This is a genomic window from Brumimicrobium aurantiacum, assembly GCF_003402975.1.
GTDB classification, from domain to species: Bacteria; Bacteroidota; Bacteroidia; order Flavobacteriales_D; family Crocinitomicaceae; genus Brumimicrobium; species Brumimicrobium aurantiacum.
Window position 1 is genome coordinate 1 of the sequence record NZ_QURB01000008.1, and the last position, 18,776, is coordinate 18,776.

At 34.8% G+C, this 18,776-nt stretch carries 15 protein-coding genes; 12 read left to right on the forward strand and 3 right to left on the reverse strand.

Annotated elements, in window-relative coordinates; genetic code table 11:
- The 9 genes from DXU93_RS11985 to DXU93_RS12025 all read left to right on the forward strand — a co-directional run.
- On the forward strand, window positions 1-402 hold a 402-nt coding region (locus DXU93_RS11985; RefSeq protein WP_205679267.1), incomplete at its 5' end, for a hypothetical protein.
- Window positions 403-495: 93 nt separating this feature from the next.
- Window positions 496-1,428, forward strand: a complete 933-nt coding sequence (locus DXU93_RS11990; RefSeq protein ID WP_165851399.1) for a T9SS type A sorting domain-containing protein — start codon at window positions 496-498, stop codon at window positions 1,426-1,428.
- The gene (locus tag DXU93_RS11995; RefSeq protein ID WP_116881540.1) at window positions 1,425-2,150 is read left to right on the forward strand and encodes a hypothetical protein; all 726 of its coding nucleotides are present in this window, start codon (window positions 1,425-1,427) and stop codon (window positions 2,148-2,150) included. Before DXU93_RS11990 ends, DXU93_RS11995 begins: the two co-directional genes overlap by 4 nt.
- Before the next feature lie 145 nt (window positions 2,151-2,295).
- On the forward strand, window positions 2,296-5,256 hold the full coding sequence (locus DXU93_RS12000; RefSeq protein WP_165851400.1) for a T9SS-dependent M36 family metallopeptidase: 2,961 nt from the start codon (window positions 2,296-2,298) through the stop codon (window positions 5,254-5,256).
- A 150-nt stretch (window positions 5,257-5,406) separates the two neighbouring features.
- Window positions 5,407-6,627: a PKD domain-containing protein gene (locus tag DXU93_RS12005; RefSeq protein ID WP_116881542.1), complete on the forward strand. Its 1,221-nt coding sequence runs from the start codon at window positions 5,407-5,409 to the stop codon at window positions 6,625-6,627.
- Between the two features lie 237 nt (window positions 6,628-6,864).
- Entirely contained in the window at window positions 6,865-7,602 is a 738-nt protein-coding gene (locus DXU93_RS12010; protein ID WP_165851401.1) for a PASTA domain-containing protein, read from the forward strand.
- 17 nt (window positions 7,603-7,619) lie between these two features.
- Window positions 7,620-9,860 carry a T9SS type A sorting domain-containing protein gene (locus DXU93_RS12015; RefSeq protein WP_116881544.1) on the forward strand — a complete coding sequence of 747 codons (2,241 nt, stop codon included), beginning with the start codon at window positions 7,620-7,622 and terminating at the stop codon, window positions 9,858-9,860.
- Between the two features lie 2 nt (window positions 9,861-9,862).
- Window positions 9,863-10,915, forward strand: coding sequence for an RluA family pseudouridine synthase (locus tag DXU93_RS12020; protein WP_116881545.1), 1,053 nt, complete (start codon window positions 9,863-9,865; stop codon window positions 10,913-10,915).
- Between the two features lie 230 nt (window positions 10,916-11,145).
- On the forward strand, window positions 11,146-13,260 hold the full coding sequence (locus DXU93_RS12025) for an OmpA family protein (protein ID WP_165851402.1): 2,115 nt from the start codon (window positions 11,146-11,148) through the stop codon (window positions 13,258-13,260).
- A 78-nt stretch (window positions 13,261-13,338) separates the two neighbouring features.
- Here the strand turns inward: DXU93_RS12025 and DXU93_RS12030 are convergent, their stop codons facing one another.
- Window positions 13,339-14,100: an alpha/beta fold hydrolase gene (locus DXU93_RS12030; RefSeq protein WP_116881547.1), complete on the reverse strand. Its 762-nt coding sequence runs from the start codon at window positions 14,098-14,100 to the stop codon at window positions 13,339-13,341.
- Complete coding sequence (locus DXU93_RS12035) at window positions 14,101-14,814, reverse strand: pyridoxine 5'-phosphate synthase (RefSeq protein WP_116881548.1); 714 nt, start codon at window positions 14,812-14,814, stop codon at window positions 14,101-14,103.
- A gap of 65 nt (window positions 14,815-14,879) precedes the next feature.
- Between DXU93_RS12035 and DXU93_RS12040 the strand changes: the two genes are divergently transcribed.
- From DXU93_RS12040 to porG, 3 genes are all read left to right on the forward strand, one after another.
- Complete coding sequence (locus DXU93_RS12040; protein WP_116881549.1) at window positions 14,880-15,542, forward strand: CBS domain-containing protein; 663 nt, start codon at window positions 14,880-14,882, stop codon at window positions 15,540-15,542.
- 3 nt (window positions 15,543-15,545) lie between these two features.
- Window positions 15,546-16,427 carry an NAD kinase gene (locus DXU93_RS12045; protein ID WP_116881550.1) on the forward strand — a complete coding sequence of 294 codons (882 nt, stop codon included), beginning with the start codon at window positions 15,546-15,548 and terminating at the stop codon, window positions 16,425-16,427.
- 157 nt (window positions 16,428-16,584) lie between these two features.
- Window positions 16,585-17,418, forward strand: coding sequence for a type IX secretion system protein PorG (gene porG, locus DXU93_RS12050; RefSeq protein ID WP_116881551.1), 834 nt, complete (start codon window positions 16,585-16,587; stop codon window positions 17,416-17,418).
- Here porG and DXU93_RS12055 read toward each other — a convergent pair.
- Window positions 17,415-18,764: a hypothetical protein gene (locus tag DXU93_RS12055; protein WP_123776127.1), complete on the reverse strand. Its 1,350-nt coding sequence runs from the start codon at window positions 18,762-18,764 to the stop codon at window positions 17,415-17,417. The genes porG and DXU93_RS12055 overlap by 4 nt on opposite strands.
- Window positions 18,765-18,776: the final 12 nt, after the last annotated feature.

Consider the following 18,776-nt stretch of genomic DNA (forward strand, 5'->3'; position numbering starts at 1 on the left):
ATTAAACCCTATTATGGTGTGACTATTATGAGTGAAATAAGTTCCAATCATGAAAATGGGTTTATTGCGGATTCTTCTTTTATTGTCGGAAATAATTATTCTAAAGGCAATGGGTTCTATCCTAATTACTATAATGCTTCTGGATTCTATTATGGAACTCCTTTTTTTGGTGGATTGTCAATTGGATTTGATTTTCGTTTGATTAGTACCTTGTATTTAAGCATGGATTTTGGCCTTGGCATAAAAGTAATGCGATATAAGTATTTAGAATGGTACGAAAACGAAGATTATAGAGAAATTTTAGAAGGTATGCCGATTCAATCTAGAAACCTGTTATATACTAATGCGCAATTGAGCCTACGCTATGATTTTTCATTTGGAAAAAAATCTAAAAAGGAATGATAATCAATGAAAACAACATAATGCTCAAAGCCTAACGCCAAAAAAACCAAATAATTTTCATAAATTGAAAAAATGAAACCTGAGAATAAAAATATGAAAATACTTTTGAAGAGGCAAATGACCCTCGGTTTCACTGGAGTTGCTGGGTTTCACTTATGGAATGGTAGAGCGGAACATACTGCAAATTATATTGAACTTTGGAAGAACACTTTTAGAGCCCAAAACCACATGAATGGGGATGATGTGATTAGTACCTTGAGTGATGGCTGGGGCGATTGGAAGCATGGGATGGGGATAGCTGAAAGAAAGTCTTCGTTGTTCGAAAGATATTCAGTAGAGCATCAATACTACACTTCGTCAGATAGAAAGAATGCAGTAGGGTATGTAAAAAACAGGAGTTTTAATGTGAAAACGAGGAGTAGTTACAGTTCATTGTGTTATAATGAAGATTTCGGAGTAGTAAACAATTCTCCAAGAGATACTGAATGGAATGATGTGAAAAATAGCGATCGTTTACGGGTAAAAAACCTTAAAACACATACAGAGTATCAAATTAATTGGTACAGTAATAATCAGTATATAAAAACTGACTGTATTGAGACCAATAAAAAAGATGGAGTCTGGGGCATAACTTTAGAATATCCTGAACTTACGGTAAGCCATACAGGAAGTAATGATTTGCCTGTTGTTTGGTATGTGATACAACAACAAAGTTGTAGCTCCGGAATGGTTCAGCAAGATGATATAGAAGAAGTTGAGGAAGGTATGAACAGAAAACAATTATTGAATAATCAGGAAAATAATGAAACTATTTTAAATGTTCATCCTAACCCATTTCAAAATCATATCTCTATACAAAGTCCTCAAAAAGACGAGTTGATTTTAAAGTCTATTGAAGGAAAAATTATTGATAATTATGAGATTGAGAAGGGATATTCAAGAGTGAACACTGCGAACTTATCAAGTGGTATATACATTCTCACCTTTGTCAATCAAAATAAAACTTTTAAAGTAGTTAAGCGATGAGAATATTAATATTTACAGTATTTTTGTTTATACTTCCCAATGGACTTACACAGATTAATGACATTAAATTATCCTTAAAAGCAAATTATGGATTCTATACTACTATTTTCTCTAATTACGGGATTATTCTTAACTCAACTGATATTGATATTGGTCTCGTTAAGCAATCTGAAAGAGCTGTATCATATCTTAGCTTAGCATACTTATATAATACAAACTCCTTTAATATGAGACTTGATAATGGGTATGGATTGTATAACGGTCACTATTTTGGACTCACCTTTGAGCATCACTTTGTAAATGATCAAAAACGATTTAGCCCCTTTATTGGACTGTCGTTAATGAGTGAAGTTACTTCGAATTATAAAGAAGGTTTTTTATCGGGGTCATTGGAAGGAACCTATTTCCTTCCTGTAGACAGCCATGTAAAGTATTCTGAGTATAATAATGGCTATCCTTATACTTTTAACAGCTCTGGTTTTTACTATTCCACGCCTTTTTTCGGAACAGCGTCTTTCGGTTTTGATCTTCGTTTAATCAAAGATTTGCATCTTAGTTTTTCCTTGGGTTATGGCATGCAACTTATGAGGTATAAATACTTGGAGTGGAAAAATGATGAGGATTATCGTGAAATGTTAAAAGATATTCCAATGGAAACAAGAATGTTACATTATGTAAATGCGGAGTTGGGATTACGGTATGTGTTTTCGTTTGGGAAGTAGCTTAAAGTTTTATGTAGTTGGCTATTTGCTTTAAGCCTACTGTCTATCGCTTACTGCTTAAAGCCTAAAGTCTATAAATCAACACATTTGCCAAATTCACTTATTTAAGTTACTTTTGGAATCCATGCTTATAAAACCCATTAAAATGCGATTAAATTTTTTTAAAATTTTCGTTTTTGTTTTGACTTTGCCTTTTGTAGCTTTAAGTCAAGATAAATCCGAATTATTACAACAAACACTTCAAGAAAACACCAAACAACATCAACTTTCTGAATCAGATGTTTCTAGTTGGAAGTTAATTAATCATCACACCAACGAAAAAACTGGAATTGAATTTAATTATTTGCATCAAACATTTAATGATGTTTTAATTTATAATGCGATAAGTGTCGTTGCTGTCAAAGAGGATCTTGGAATTCTCGCTTCAAATGGCTTTGTCTCAGATCTTGCTTCAAAAGTACAAACCTCAACAGCAACGATTACTCCAACAGCAGCGATTCATGCGGCGGCAAATCATTTAGGTCTCGATAATGTTGGGGACCTTAAATTGTTATCAGAAAAAGAAAACAATACTTTTGTTTTTGAAGCAAATGATCTTTCCGTAGAAACCATTGATGTTCAGTTGAAATTGTTTAAAGTAAATGAAAACTCAATGCGTGCCGCGTGGGATTTACACATCTATCAATTGGATCAAAAACATTGGTGGAGTTTAAGAGTTGATGCTCAAACAGGCGAGATCTTAGATCAAACTGATTGGGTGGTGAGTTGTGATTTTGAGAAAGATAATACTCATAACCATTCTCACGCGGGACATCAACATACAAAATCGGAATTTATGTTTCCAATGCCACCACAACAATCGTTTGGAAATGGTGCAGGGTATAACGTTTTTCCAATCCCTTTAGAAAGTCCGAATCATGGCCCACGTCAATTATTAATTGACCCTTCAGATTCAATAGCCTCTCCTTTTGGATGGCACGATACAGACGGTTTAACTGGTTCTGAATATACAACAGCACAGGGTAACAATGTTTATGCAAGCGAAGATAGAGCGGATACTGATGCTTTTGGACATACTCCAGAAGGAGGAAGTACGCTTGACTTCGATTTTCCACTTGACTTTAATCTGTCTCCAATCGATTATCAAGATGCTGCCATAACGAATTTGTTTTATATGAATAATATAATGCATGACGTTTGGTATCACTATGGATTTAACGAAGAGAGCGGAAATTTTCAAGAGAACAATTATGCAAATGGAGGTTTTGATGATGATTACGTAAATGCACAAGCTCAAGACGGTGGTGGAATGAATAATGCGAATATGGCGACAGGTCCAGATGGGTATAATCCAAGAATGCAAATGTATTTGTGGTCTTCGTCATCACCAGATATTATGACCGTAAATTCTCCTTCTATTTTGAGCGGTACTTATGATGCCGAACCAGCTAGTTTTGGTCCTCCTATTACAACAACCCCAATTACTGCCAACTTAGCACTTTTTGAGGACGCTACCCCAGATATAAATGATGCTTGTAGCCCGGCGGTGAATGCAGCTATGTTGAATGGTAAAATTGTAGTGGTTAAAAGAGGAAATTGTAATTTTACTGATAAGGTAGAAAATGCTGAAAATGCAGGAGCTATTGCTGTAATTGTAGTAAATAATGGAGGGAATGTTATCTCGATGGGAGGGACAAATCCGAATATTGGAATTCCTTCAGTGATGATTTCTGCAACTGATGGAAATACCCTGATAATGCAAATTCAGAGTGGTTTAGCGGTTAATGTTACACTTCAATCCCCAACAGGATCTTTCTATAAAGATGGAGATTTTGATAATGGAATTGTTGCTCACGAATATGGTCATGGAATTTCTACTCGTTTGACGGGTGGAGCTTCAGTTTCAAATTGTTTATACAATGAAGATCAAATGGGTGAAGGTTGGTCAGATTGGTTCGCATTAATGCTAACAATTGAACCGGGAGATCAAGCAGAGGATGTTCGAGGAATTGGAACTTATGCTACTGCTGAGCCAGTAACTGGAGGAGGAATTCGTCCTATGCCATACAGTACAGACTTGTCGGTAAATAACATTACGTTTGCCGCAACAAATAATGTGAATGGTATTTCACAACCACATGGAATTGGATTTGTTTGGGCTACTATGTTGTGGGATCTAAATTGGGCTTTGATTGATAAATATGGTTTTGATTCTGATGTTTATTATGGAACAGGTGGAAATAATATTGCTATGCAATTGGTGATTGATGGACTGAAACTTCAACCTTGTTCTCCAGGTTTTGTAGATGGTCGTGATGCAATTTTATTGGCAGATCAATTGAACAATAATGGTGCAAATGAATGTCTGATTTGGAAGGTGTTTGCAGATAGAGGTCTAGGTTTTTCTGCACAACAAGGAAATACAGACGATAGAACTGATCAGGTGGAAGCCTTTGATTTACCTCCAAACCTTGTTCCATCACCAAATTATGCGGTAGTCACAGCATGTAATTCTTATACATGGCCAGTGAATGGACAAACATATACAGGTTCTGGAAATTATACACATTTGGAAGGAAGTGCAGGGGTTTGTGATGCGTTAATGTCACTTGACCTTACAATTCAAGAGATCAATACGAATGTTACCATTGCTGATTTTGGAGGTACTTTAGAAGCACCAACAGGTTATCAATCATATCAATGGATTGATTGTGGTGAAGGTAATGTTGAAATCGCAGGAGAAAACAATTCAACCTTTGAACCTTCTAATAATGGATCTTACGCAGTGATTATCGGTAACGGAACTTGTGCAGATACATCGGATTGTTTCACTTTGAACAGTGTTGGTCTTGAAACAAATGATTTTGAAGACATCAGTGTGTACCCAAATCCTACTGAAGGAAAAGTGATGGTGAACCTACCAAATAAAGTAAATCATGCAACGATTCGTGTGGTTGAAATGACAGGTAAAGTTGTTCAAGAAATGGAGATTCAAAACTCATCAGAATTTTCATTTAACCTAAAAGGTGAAAATGGTATTTACTCGATTGAAGTAAAAACAGATAATGGTGATGTTTATAGAAAACGCATCAGTAAGCTAGATTAATTATAGATCACATTTTAAGGCTTAACTCGCCTTATATTAAATATTATAAGAGGAAGAAAATTGACAATTGGTCAGAATTTTCTTCCTCTTTTTCATAGAATAGCAACTTGTTGTAAAGCTCAATCGTTCATGTCCAAAAATTGAATAGATATGAAAAAAATATTGTGTTTTATAATGGTACTTTGTCTTTCTTATGGTTTTAGTCAAAGTGATAAAAAAGTGCTTTTTATTGGGAACAGCTATACAGGCGCCAACAATCTTCCGCTATTGATTTCGGAATTGGCAAATGATGCAGGAAATGGGATTTCAACAGACCAGCATATACCAGGAGGTTCGCAATTGAGTCAACATGCCGTAAATTCCACTGTATTAAATAAAATTGCATCAGAAAAATGGGATTTTGTAGTGCTTCAGGACCAAAGTCAGAAACCATCTTTTGAATACGATTATGTTCAAAATAATGTGTATCCTTTTGCTGAAATTCTTGTTGATAGTATTTATTCAAATGATGAATGTTCGACACCTCTTTTTTATGGTACTTGGGGAAGGCAAAATGGTGATCCTCAGTGGGACAGTATCAGTACCTTTCAAAAAATGAACACACGTTTGTTTAACGCCTATTCTCATATGGCGAGTGAAGCAGAAGGTATGCTTTCTCCCGTCGGAATTGGATTTGCTCATGTATACCAAGATCCATCAGGTGTAGTTTCGTTTGGGGATTTGTATACGGGTGATGGGAGTCATCCCACAATAAAAGGTTCATATTTAGCGGCATGTATTTTTAACAACTTGATTTTCGAAACAGTTTCTACAGGAAATAATTACTTGCCGAATGGGATGAATACAGCTGAAGCAAATTACCTCCAAGGTGTTGCCGATCACGTAGTTTATGATGTAGATAGTGTTCAAGTGGATTTTAAACCCAATTTAAATAACAATGATTTCAATTTTACTTTGGTGGAAGAAACGGTTAGCTTGACTCCAAATGTTGTAGAAGGCACTTTTGATTACTGGGATTTTGGAGATGGACAAATATCGACACAAGAAAATGCAACACATACCTATCTCGATAATGGAACATATGAGCTGAAAATGTTTACCAAAGCGAGGTGCCAAAGCGATAGTTCAACGCAGCAAGTAGTCATCAATACTTTAAATCTTTTGGACGAAAAAATACAATCAATTAATGTTTATCCTAATCCATCAGAAGACGGTATGTTGAATATACAATACCAAGGTAAGGAGAACTTTAAAGTAATTTCAGTACTTGGTGAAATAGTGTTTTCTGGGAATTCAAATCAAATTGAACTCAAAAGTGGACTTTACTTCATCCATTTTAATGAGCAAGTGGTAAAAGTCGTTGTGAAATAGTTTTTTTCATATTCTAAAACATAATGTTATCATTTGCCTTCATCTTGAATCAATGATATAAAGACGTTTAAAAAACGTGAATTTTTGATATTTTTTGACATTCCCTGGCTAATTACTAAATAGAGTTTAAACAATTTAGTTAGTTTTGTTTAATTATTTATTCCAATTGTAATTATGGGCTTCATTAAGAAACTAGGAAATTTTATTATTAGTCGAAAATTCATTTTAAATTTTTTGATGTTTGGGTTGGTTTGGTTTTTAATTATTTGGGGAGCAACTAGCTATTTTGATAGTTATACACGTCATGGTGAGGAGATTGAAGTGCCTAATCTTCTAGGAAATAATGTTAAAGATATTTCAACTTTAATTGGAGATAGAGAAATTGAATATGAAATATTGGATTCCATTTACAATCCTAATCTAGTTGAAGGAACTGTTATTTATCAAAATCCGATGCCAACTGATTCTTCTGGACTTTCAGTTAAATCTAATCGCGTCGTGAAAGTAAGGGTTTCAAAACGCTCTCGATTGGTTAATGTTCCAATTGTTGTGAGTAAAAGTCACCGCTTCGCAGAAGCCATTTTAATGACCAAAGGATTAAGAACACGTGTGAATTTTGTTCCTAGTAACGAAGATCAAGGAAGTGTTATTTCTCAAAAGTATAAAGGAAAAAGTATCGAAAGTAACCAACAAGTGCCAATAAACTCTGTTATTGAATTAACCGTTGGAAAAAGAACACAAGGAGAAATGGTGTCTATCCCTAATCTTAATGGACTTACAATAAATGAAGCGGAAAAACGTTTTCCAAGTAGTTCTAGTTTAAGATTGTATGCTGTTTTTAATAATTGTGAAACGAAAAGTGATAGTCTTCAAGCTAGAGTTACCCGTCAAACGCCTGTTGCATCAGATAGCAGCCAGATACCTGAAGGGTCAACAATTACCATATTTTTATCTCCTGGTGCAAACGGAGAATAATTAGGAAAATAGCAAACATGAAACACATTAAGATACTTTTATTTACCCTTTTCGCTTCTTTTACATTTGCACAAGACGGTGTTGGACCTTTAACAGCAAATCCAGATTTGTTTAATAAAGTAAAAGAAATCCCAACTAAAGCTTTGGTCAATAGTTTCGACAGTACCTTTCATTATGTTTCTGATACGATTGCGTTGCCTTTTTTCGATGATTTCTCGAGAAATAAATTCCAAAACTATGACGCTGATTTTGGTGATGCCAATGTGACGGAAGAACTTTTCTATAGAATGTTAGATGAGCTAACAAGTCTTCCTTTAGATCCAGAAACAAAACTTACAAATACAAGGACTTATCGTTCGGAATATGATATTGCTCTAGATACTACGATATATTATTACTTCGATTCAGTAAGATTCCTATATGATGACCTGTCTGTTTATGAGCCGAATCATATTCAAACTTATGCTTATCCTAATTATTTCATTTATGATACAATTGGAGGTGCTCCAAATGCTCAAGATACTGTTTGGGGAAACAATCCTGAATATGTGCAAGATTCTGCAAGAATTTTTATTGCTGCCATCAATGATCCTGAAAAACTGTGGTTAAATGACCAAGCCTATCATAATTACAGAATGGCAGTAAATCCTTGGTCACTTGGAGTCGTGACTTTTGATGGATTGGATGAATATGGATATCCATACAATTTTAGTACTTCCACAAACGGAACAGCAGATACGCTTTACAGTAAACCGTTGGATTTGTCTACAAATAGTCCAGCTGATTCTGTGTATTTTAGTTTTTTATATCAAACTGAAGGATTTGGTGATGCTCCAGAAAGTGATGATTCACTGTATTTAGAGTTTTATTCACCGGTTACTGAATTGTGGCAACGTGTTTGGCGTGCTGAAGGAGCACCAAACACTGATTTTAAAGTTGGACATGTTGCATTGACGAATCCAGATTATTTTCAAAACGGATTTCAATTTAGATTCATGAATTATGGTTCAATGGCTGGGGCTTTAGATCATTTTCATATTGATTATGTAAATCTAAGACCGCTATCTGGATACCAAGATACTTTGTTTAAGGATTTTGCCATCGTTTATCCTATATCCTCTTTACTTGATGAATACATCAGTGTTCCATGGAAGCATTACCGTAACAATCCTTCAGGAAAAATGGGGGGTGAAGTTGAAGTGACGGTGCGAAATGGGAGTGAGTTAACAGAAAACAATCAAAATGGACAAGTAAATGTTTACTATGATGGTAGTTTAGAAGGATCATTTACTTTAAATGCATCGACTTTGTCAGGGGGGAATATTAACTATGAGCCGCGAACAACATACTCCAGTTTACATGATTTCTCTACTGGATATGAATACGATCCTACATTGTCAAATGATACCTTAGCTCACTTTGACTATGAGGGAATTGCGAGTGCACAGTTTCCAAATGACCCAATTAATGATACTACTTTTGGTAGGCAAGTCTTTGAAAACTACTATGCTTATGATGACGGTACAGCGGAGAAGGCTTATGGAGTGACAGGGGAGCAAGGATTATTGGCTTATAAATTTAATGCTTATCAAGAAGATTCATTAGTCGCAATTCAAATTCACTTTGTTCCTTCTGTCGTAGATGTTTCGAATAACTTGTTTTTACTTTCTGTGTGGGACGATAATAATGGAGAACCAGGAGATTTACTTTTTGAAGATGAGTTCTTCTATCCTCGTACACCAGTTTATAAAAGTGGTAGAAATAGATTTAAGTCTTATTTCTTTCCAGATTCTTCGAAAATTGGAGTAGGAGAGACATTTTATATTGGTATGCGTCAAATTGAGACAGAAAGATTGAATATTGGCTTTGATGTAAATAATGATCATTCAGATAAGATTTTTTGGAGCATCGATGGAGGAGGAAGTTGGAATAATTCTAGTTTTGCAGGTGCTGTGATGATGCGTCCTGTAGTGACGAGTAAAATGGATTATCAATTAGGAATAAAAACCAATGAAATAGAAAAAGTTGATCAAGCGTTTTTATTGTACCCTAATCCAGCCCATGAAATATTAAATATTGAAGGAGAAAATATTACTCAATCTACAACTTTTGAGATGAGAGATCTAAATGGTCGATTACTCAAACAATTTTCATCGACGACACAAATTGATATTTCAAATGTCGAAAATGGAATTTATTTAATCAATCGCTTAGAAAAAGGTCAGGTGATAAAAACAAAGAAACTGGTAGTTCATTAAGGATGAAAGAAGAAGAACAAAACGAGAATATCGAAGAAACGCAAAACGAGGAGTTATACGAACACCACAAGTTTATTGCAGACAAAGGTCAAGAAGTACTTCGTGTAGATAAGTTTCTGATGGATCGTTTGGCAAATACATCAAGAAATAAGATTCAAAACGCAGCCAAAAATGGAAACATTTTGGTGAATAATAAAGCGGTAAAACAAAATTATAAGATTAAGCCAGAAGATGAGGTTTCTATTGTGATGCCTTACCCTGTGCGAGAAATAGAATTAATTCCTGAGGATATTCCATTGGATATTCACTATGAAGATGATACCGTAATTGTGGTAAATAAACCTGCAAATATGGTTGTTCATCCTGGTTATGGTAACTATTCTGGAACATTGGTAAATGCTTTAATTCATCATATTGATCAATTGCCAACCAAGCCAGATGATTATTATGGTCGTCCAGGACTTGTTCATCGATTAGATAAGCACACCACAGGATTGATGGTAATAGCAAAAACAGAAGATGCTTTAACAAACTTATCAAAGCAATTTTTCGACCGTACTACGGAAAGGAGGTATCATGCGTTGGTTTGGGGTGATGTAAAAGAAGATGAAGGAACGATTACTGGTAATCTTGGGCGCTCCTTAAAAGATAGGAAGTTGATGACTGTCTTTCCTGATGGAGATTATGGAAAACACGCAGTTACCAATTACAAAGTGTTGCGACGTTATGGTTATGTTACATTAATTGAGTGTAAATTAGAAACTGGAAGAACTCATCAAATTCGTGCGCACATGAAATATATAGGACATACTTTATTTAATGATTTAGAGTATGGCGGAAATAAAGTGCTAAAAGGAACAACTTTTACGAAGTATAAACAATTTGTGATGAACAATTTTGCTTTACTTACTGGTCAAGCTTTACATGCAAAGACTTTGGGGTTTGTACATCCTAAAACAAAAGAATTTATGCGATTCGAATCAGACTTACCGGATGATTTTTCAGCTGTTTTAGAGAAATGGGAAGTTTATCTTTCAGCTCGTGATAAAGCTTAGATGTTGTTCAGGTTTAGAATTGATTTTTATTTGTATGAGAATAAGTGTCTGTAAATGAGGTGTGTAATTATTTGTTCTGCTAAAAAAAGAGCGTTCCGACCGATTTTTAGACAAAAAATATTAATTTTAGAAGATTATTATGAAATCAAGTGTGAATTTTGAATGAATACTTGTGTTTAAATTTTTAAATTACTTTCTTTCGAGAAAATAACATGTTAAATATTGCTTTTATGAAAAACTGTTTACTATTAATTTCATTATTCATTTCAGCTTTGGTGTTTGCACAGCCAGCTGCAGTGTACAAGGCGGATGCTGCTTTTAAAAGCGGAAAGTATTACGAAGCCGCAAAACTTACTGTTAAAGCGTATGAACGAATTTCTCCTAAAAATGCAAAAGCATTGGCTTTGAAGTCTGAATTGGCTTATAAAGCGGGGTATTCATTTGATATGGCGTATGACTTAGATAAATCAGTAGATTGGTATCAGCGTGCTATTGATTTAAAACACTATGAGCAAAATCCTTATGTGTATTTTAGAATTGGAAACAATTATAAAGTTAAAGGTGAATACGACAAAGCAAGAGAAAATTATGAAGAGTTTTTAGCTTTAGTTCCTAATGATAAACAGGTTTTGAATGCACTTGAATCATTAGAGGATGCAGTTGTAATGAAAGATAACAGAACAAGATACACTGTTAAATCTGAGTTGAAAATTAACACAGAAGGTTTAGATATGGCGCCAATCATCTCGAGTCGTCGTGGAAATGTTGTTGCTTTCGGTTCTACAAGACCATCTGAAACATCTTCAGGAAAAGATCCAATTACAGGAGAAGGGTTTTTCAATATTTGGGAAGCAGAAATTGATCGTTCAGGAAACTGGACAGAGCCAAAACTATTTGAAGGCGATAGCTTAAATAGTGAATTCAATGAAGGTACAATCGCAATGGATGGTCGATTCAGAACGGTATACATCACAAGATGTCCTTCAGAGTTTAAAAAGCATTTGGCTTGTCAAATTTGGAAAGCTGAGAAAAAAGGTAGAAGCTTTGGAGTTCCTACTCGTGTTATTTTAGGTGTTGCGGATTCAATTAGTGTTGGTCACCCATTACCAAACGAAGATGGTTCAATTTTGATTTTTTCTTCAGATATGCCAGGAGGTGAAGGAGGAAAAGACTTATGGTATTCTGAATATCAAAGAAGAGAGGATTCTTGGTCAACTCCAGTTAACCTAGGTCCAGAAGTTAACTCACCAGGTGATGAGCTTTTCCCAACATTTTCATTAGAAGGTGATTTATTATTCGCCTCAAACGGTCACATTGGATTAGGTGGTTTAGATATTTTTCAATCTCCAAAATTAGAAGGTAAAATGAAATTTGGTGAACCAGAAAATATGGGTACACCAATTAACTCTGATGCTAACGATTACCAGTTAGTTGAAGTTGATGAAAAAAATGGTTACTTCACATCAAACAGAAAAGGTTCTAAAGGAACAAAAGGTTTACCAGACATCTGGTCTTACTTATTGCCACCAAACGTATTTGACTTGAAGGTTATTGTAACAGAAGTTGGTGGTGCTGAAAGAGTAGATGGAGCAACTGTTCAAATTATTGAACTTCCTAGTGAGGTTGAAGAAGGTGAAGAGCCTGGTGATACTGTATTCTACGAAGGAACTACTAATGAATATGGTGAAATCTTCTGGGATAGAAAGCCTGATGGAGACCGTTTCATTAATGAAGATAAAGATTATATGGTAAAGATTCTTCCATTAGAAGGATTCCATCCAAGTGATGTTGTTGAGGAATTCTCAACAATTGGATTGTCTTATGACCAAAACTTTATCCTTGAGATGAGTATGCTACCAAAAAGACCAATTGTACTTCCAGAGGTACGTTACGCTTTAGGATCTGCTAAACTTCAAGTAATAGAAGGAGAGATTAATTCAAAAGATTCGTTGAACTATGTTTATGAAATGCTTGAGGAGTATCCAGGAATGGTGCTTAAACTTGTATCTCATACAGATGCGAGAGGTAGAGCAAGTTCAAATGCAAGCTTGGCAAAAAGAAGAGCTCAATCTTGTATCAATTACCTAGTGAATGAAAAAGGTGTTGATCCAGAAAGATTAATCCCAGAAGGAAAAGGTGAAAGTGCACCTAGAATTGTTTTCTTGCAAGATGGTAAATATTATGCTAAAAAACCTGAAGGTGAATTTGAAGCTGTTGAGTTGACTGAAACTTACATCAATCAATTTAAAACATCTGATAAAGAAACATTCGAGAAACTACACCAATATAACCGTCGTACGGAAGGTGAAGTTGTAAGAATGGATTATACAGCAAGTGAAGAATAACTGATGAATTAGATATTAAAAAAGCCCGCTCTCATTTTGAAAGCGGGTTTTTTTTATGTTCAATATTTTTTTAATATTTTATCTTAAAGCAAATCCTAAAACCTCTTCTATAAACTCTTCAGGTGCTTCGGCATGTATCCAGTGGCCAGCTCTTTCAATGGTGTGAAAATCAGCCAATGGAAACAATTCTCTAATGGAATCTTGGTCCTCGGCTAAAACGTAGTCCGATTGTCCACCAGAAATAAATAAAGTATCCAACATTGTTTCTTTTTTAGGAAGCGCTTTCACAACCTCAGGTAATTTCTCTTCTAAAACCTTGAGGTTTATACTCCATGCCAGCTGACCTTTTTCTTTCCAATATAAGTTCTTCAATAAAAACTGGCGAATAGATTTATTGTCAATGTATTTTTCTAATTGTTTGGCGGCGCCACTTCTTGAGTCGATTACAGATAAATCGATTGATTTTAGCCCTTCAATTATCGTGTCGTGCGTAATGGGATATTCTTTTACTCCCATATCTACAATAATTAATTTATCGATCATTTCAGGGTGTTTTTGCGCAAAACGTAATGCTGTTTTTCCACCCATTGAGTGTCCCATCAATACAATTTCATCGAGTTGGTGTTCGTTTAAAAAATTATATAAATCGTCTGCCATAATATCATAGTTGAAATCGTCACTCCAACCAGATTCACCATGATTTCTTTGATCTACGAGGTAAACATCAAAATATTCAGCAATTTTCTTTCCATGTGTTTGCCAATTATCCGACGAACCAAAAAGTCCGTGCAAGATTACAAATGCCTTTCCTTCACCAAATTGTTTATAATGTAATTCCATCTATTTAAGTAATTCTAAATATTTTTCAATCGTTTTTTCTAGTCCAAAATACAATGCATCAGCAATTAGTGCATGTCCGATACTTACCTCAGCAAGATTTGGAACAGCATCTTTAAAGAATTTTAAGTTATCAAGATTTAAATCATGTCCAGCATTAATTCCAATTCCTAATTCATTCGCAAGTTGTGCTGCTTCGGTGTATTCTTTTACTGCATTTTCTTTGTTTTCATCAAAATGATCAGCGTATGGTCCAGTATAAAATTCAATACGATCAGTACCTACTTCTTTTGCACCTTTCATGTTATTCAAATCGGTATCAATAAATATCGAAGATCGAACTCCCCATTCATTCAACTGTCTACAGGTATCTGTTAAGAATTCTTTGTGTTTAATGGTGTCCCACCCAGCATTTGAAGTTAAAACATCTGGCCCATCAGGGACTAAAGTGGCTTGGGTTGGTCGTGTTTCCTCAATAAGTTTCATGAAACGCTCATTTGGATACCCTTCGATATTATATTCTGTTGTGACAACTTTATGTAAATCGTACACATCTTGAGTTGTAATATGACGTTCGTCAGGACGTGGGTGAATAGTAATGCCTTGAGCCCCAAATTTTTCACAGTCAATTGCTACTTGAGTTACATTTGGAATATTCCCACCTCTAGCATTTCGAATGGTTGCTATTTTATTAATATTAACGCTTAGTTTTGTCATAATACCATTAATTTTTACAACAAAGTTATATACATTAACGCAGAATTACTACTTTGGTCTTTATAATGATAGCAATAGATTTAATAACAGAAGAAATTCCACCGTTGAAACACACGGATACTGGGGAAACTGCTTTACTTTGGATGGAAGAATTCAAGGTGAATCATCTTTCGGTGCTTAAAGGAGACTGTTTTGTAGGTTTAGTTTCTGAAGATGATTTGTTAGATAAATCTGATTTAACCCAAACCTTGGACGAATTATTCATTCATTTACCGCGTTCTTATGCTAAGGACAGTTCGCATATTTATGAGGTTTTAAGTATCGCTTCAATTGACCGACTTTCTGTTATTCCAGTTTTAGATGTAGAAGAAAATTATCTTGGAAACATTAGTGTAGCCAAATTGATGCAAAATATTGCTGCTACAGGAAGTATTAAAGAAGCGGGAGGAATTATTGTTCTTGAAATGAGTGATACTGATTATTCATTAACGCATATTTCTCAAATTATAGAAAGTGAGAATGCTAAAATTTTAAGTTCTTTCATCACTTCTAAGCCAACGTCCAAAAAGCTGGAGCTCACGCTAAAAATTAATCAGTTGGAATTGGGACGCGTGATAAGAGCATTAGAACGCTATGATTTTCATGTGAAAGCAAGTTTCCAGCGTGATAGTTATCATGATGATTTAAAAGATCGTTATGATGAATTAATGAATTATTTGAACATCTGATTTATGAATGTAGCCGTATATTCTCGTAAAATATTGAAGCATGAAGTTTTATTTTTTAATAAATTCTTCAAGCAAATGGATGACTTAAATTGGAACCCAATTATTGAAGAAGAATTCTACCTTCAATTGAAAAGCCAAATTGGTTTGAAAGATGGGTTCGATACTTTTAATAGTCATAAAGATTTTATCTCAGGAATTGATATGGCCATTAGTATCGGTGGAGATGGTACATTCTTGAAATGTGTGAGTTATGTGAGATCGAGTGGTGTACCTATCTTAGGGATTAATACTGGTCGATTGGGTTTTTTAGCTGATACAAATACAGCTGATTTTGAAAAAACACTGGATAAAATAACGAAGAAGGATTATATTTTTCAAGAACGTTCATTAATTCAAGTGGAAACTGAAGAGAATATCTTTGGCGATAGAAACTTAGCTTTAAATGAATTGGCTGTTCATAAAAAAGATACCGCTTCAATGATTACTGTTGAGGCCTATTTAGGAGGTGAATACCTGAACTCTTACTGGGCGGATGGATTATTGGTAGGGACACCTACAGGATCAACCGCGTATAGTTTAAGTTGTGGTGGACCAATTATGAGTCCTGGATGTGCTGTACATTTCTTAACGCCAATTGCAGCACACAATTTAAATGTTCGTCCTGTGGTTGTTCCAGATCATATTCCAATTACATTAAAAGCGGTAGGTAGAGATAGAAACTTTTTATTAACCTTAGATTCTCATTCGAAGCCGGTGAAGAATGGAACAGAAATAAAACTCTTTAAAGCTAACTTCACAATTAATGTGGTGAAATTTAAAGAAAATGGATTCTTTAAAACAATACGTGAGAAAATGATGTGGGGAATTGATCAACGTAATGAATAGTGAGTAACCGCTTACTTCTATTTAAATATCTAAGCTTTTATTCTTTTCTTTCAAATCGTTTGTCTTTTTCTTTGCACTAGAAGAGAGAAGAGTATGTACCATGCGTATTTATTATACGCAATAATTCCTTATTTTTGACGTTTATTTGTTCCCTGTGATGACTAAATTTAAATTAGTAATTCTTATTGGCTTGATTTTGTTTGGAGCAAATCAAGTGAATGCCCAACTCGAAAACTTTCGTTCGAAATCGTCTATCGGTGTCATCGTTGGTGGTAGCTACTATATTGGAGATTTAAATAAATATGATCACTTTAAAAATACGAATCTTTCTTTTGGATTAATCTACAGGTACCATGTTAATTCCAGATTAGAGTTGCGAACTTCTCTAAGATATGGTAGAGTTGAGGCCTACGATTCTGAATCTGAAAGACCAGATCAAATAGCAAGAAACCTTTCTTTTGAGTCACCACTTTATGAAGTTACTGGAGGGTTAGAATTCAATTATTTAAATTATAAACTAGGGAATAAAGACTACTTTTTTACACCATATATGTTTATTGACATTGGATTATTTAAAATGAATCCTCAAACAGAATATAATGGTGAAATGGTAGAGTTGCAAACAATTGGAACCGAAGGTCAGAACAGTGATTTAACAGAGAAAAATTCCTATTCATTAACGCAACTTGTCGTTCCTTTTGGAGTTGGTTTTAAAATTAACTTAGGTGAAAGGGCTGCATTTTCATTAGAATATGGAATTAGAAAAACATTTACAGATTATTTAGATGATGTAGGTAAAGGAGTTTATTTGAACAGAACAGAATTGGCAGAGCAAAATGGAAATATTGCAGCAGTTCTATCTGATCGTTCGCCTTCAGATATTCAGATGACTGGACAGCGTGGTAATGCAGAAACCAAAGATTGGTATTCCATGTTTGGGGTGATGCTTACTTTCTCTTTAGGAAATCCAGATATTTGTTATTACCGTTAATGTTTATTTGCTTCCGTGATTTCATTTGATTTTGCGGGTCTAGAAGCAAAAAAGATGATAATAAATGCCATAAAGGGCGCTTTAAATCTTATCAATACATTGAATAGTCCAGATGTAAATCCTGCAAAGAATCCTAAGATCAGTGAAAATAGAAGTGCAAAAATCAAGAACTCTTGAGACCTTACGAATTTTAGGTGTTTGCGGAATCCTCCAGACCTGAAAAAGAAACCATATGTTAAAGCGATAAGCAGCAATCCTTCAAAAGCACTTAGCATAAGAAAAGCACTGCTGGCTTCCCAGGGAAAAGGCCTGTAAAATGCCGTGAAAATGGAGATAGGTATCGCTTTTATAATGCCAAATGGAGTATAGTCTGTCACTCCAAGGTCATAACGAGGTCCGGTATAAAGTTTATTATTAGCAAAATCCTGTTGTATAACTGCGAGTTCTTCGAGGTAGGCATTTTCTGCGAGTTGAGCGGCCATTACTTGCAAGTAAACTGCAGAAAATCCGATAATAACGATTCCAAAGAAGAATCTCATTGACCATAAAAGCACAGTATTATCTTTAATTTTCTTAATGAATCTTTGCATTAATACCGTGGCTAAAGGAACACCAATGGCTACCAACATAAAGTCACGCATTTTAAACAAAAACAAAATTGAAATGGCCAAAAGGATAAAGTATTTGAAACTAAAGGATTTCCCTTTGATAATCATGGCAAAAGAGATGTAAACTATGGTTTGAAAAGCCGCTAAAACAAAAGTGTCTTTTGAAACACCAGAACACCAAAAAGCTACTGTTGGAATAAATAAGGTTGCTGTGGCTAGTATCCAATGTTTACAAAATGTGAAATCTTTGACGAGTTCATAAAGCTTCCATGAAGTTATCCCAACTACAGAGGCCGACATTACTGACATTGCAAGGTAACTGTTGAAAGAAGCAAAACTGAAAAAAGAAAGTATTTTACAAACAAAGAAACTTTCTGGTTCACTATATATCCATGATGGAGGATAACCAGTACGTGAATTAAAGTTGATGCGAATGGTTTCTGAAGATGGTACTTGCCACATTTCAGCAAAGTATGCGCTTGGACTATCGTAAAAAAGTTGATTGAGCTTTACAGCACCTCCCCAATAAGCTGTTGTGTCTCCACCTCCAAGAACCAATACGTAAGTTAATGCAAATATCACTGCAAAACCTAACTTGAACGCCATAGCAGGAAAGAAGAGTTTGTAATGTGAAATGTCGTTTTTAAACAGTCGTACGACCCAAAATGAAGACAATAGAATCACAAGCCAACTAAAGCCAACTATGATGTCGAAAAAACCAATTAACTCGGTATTCAAGGCAGTAAATTA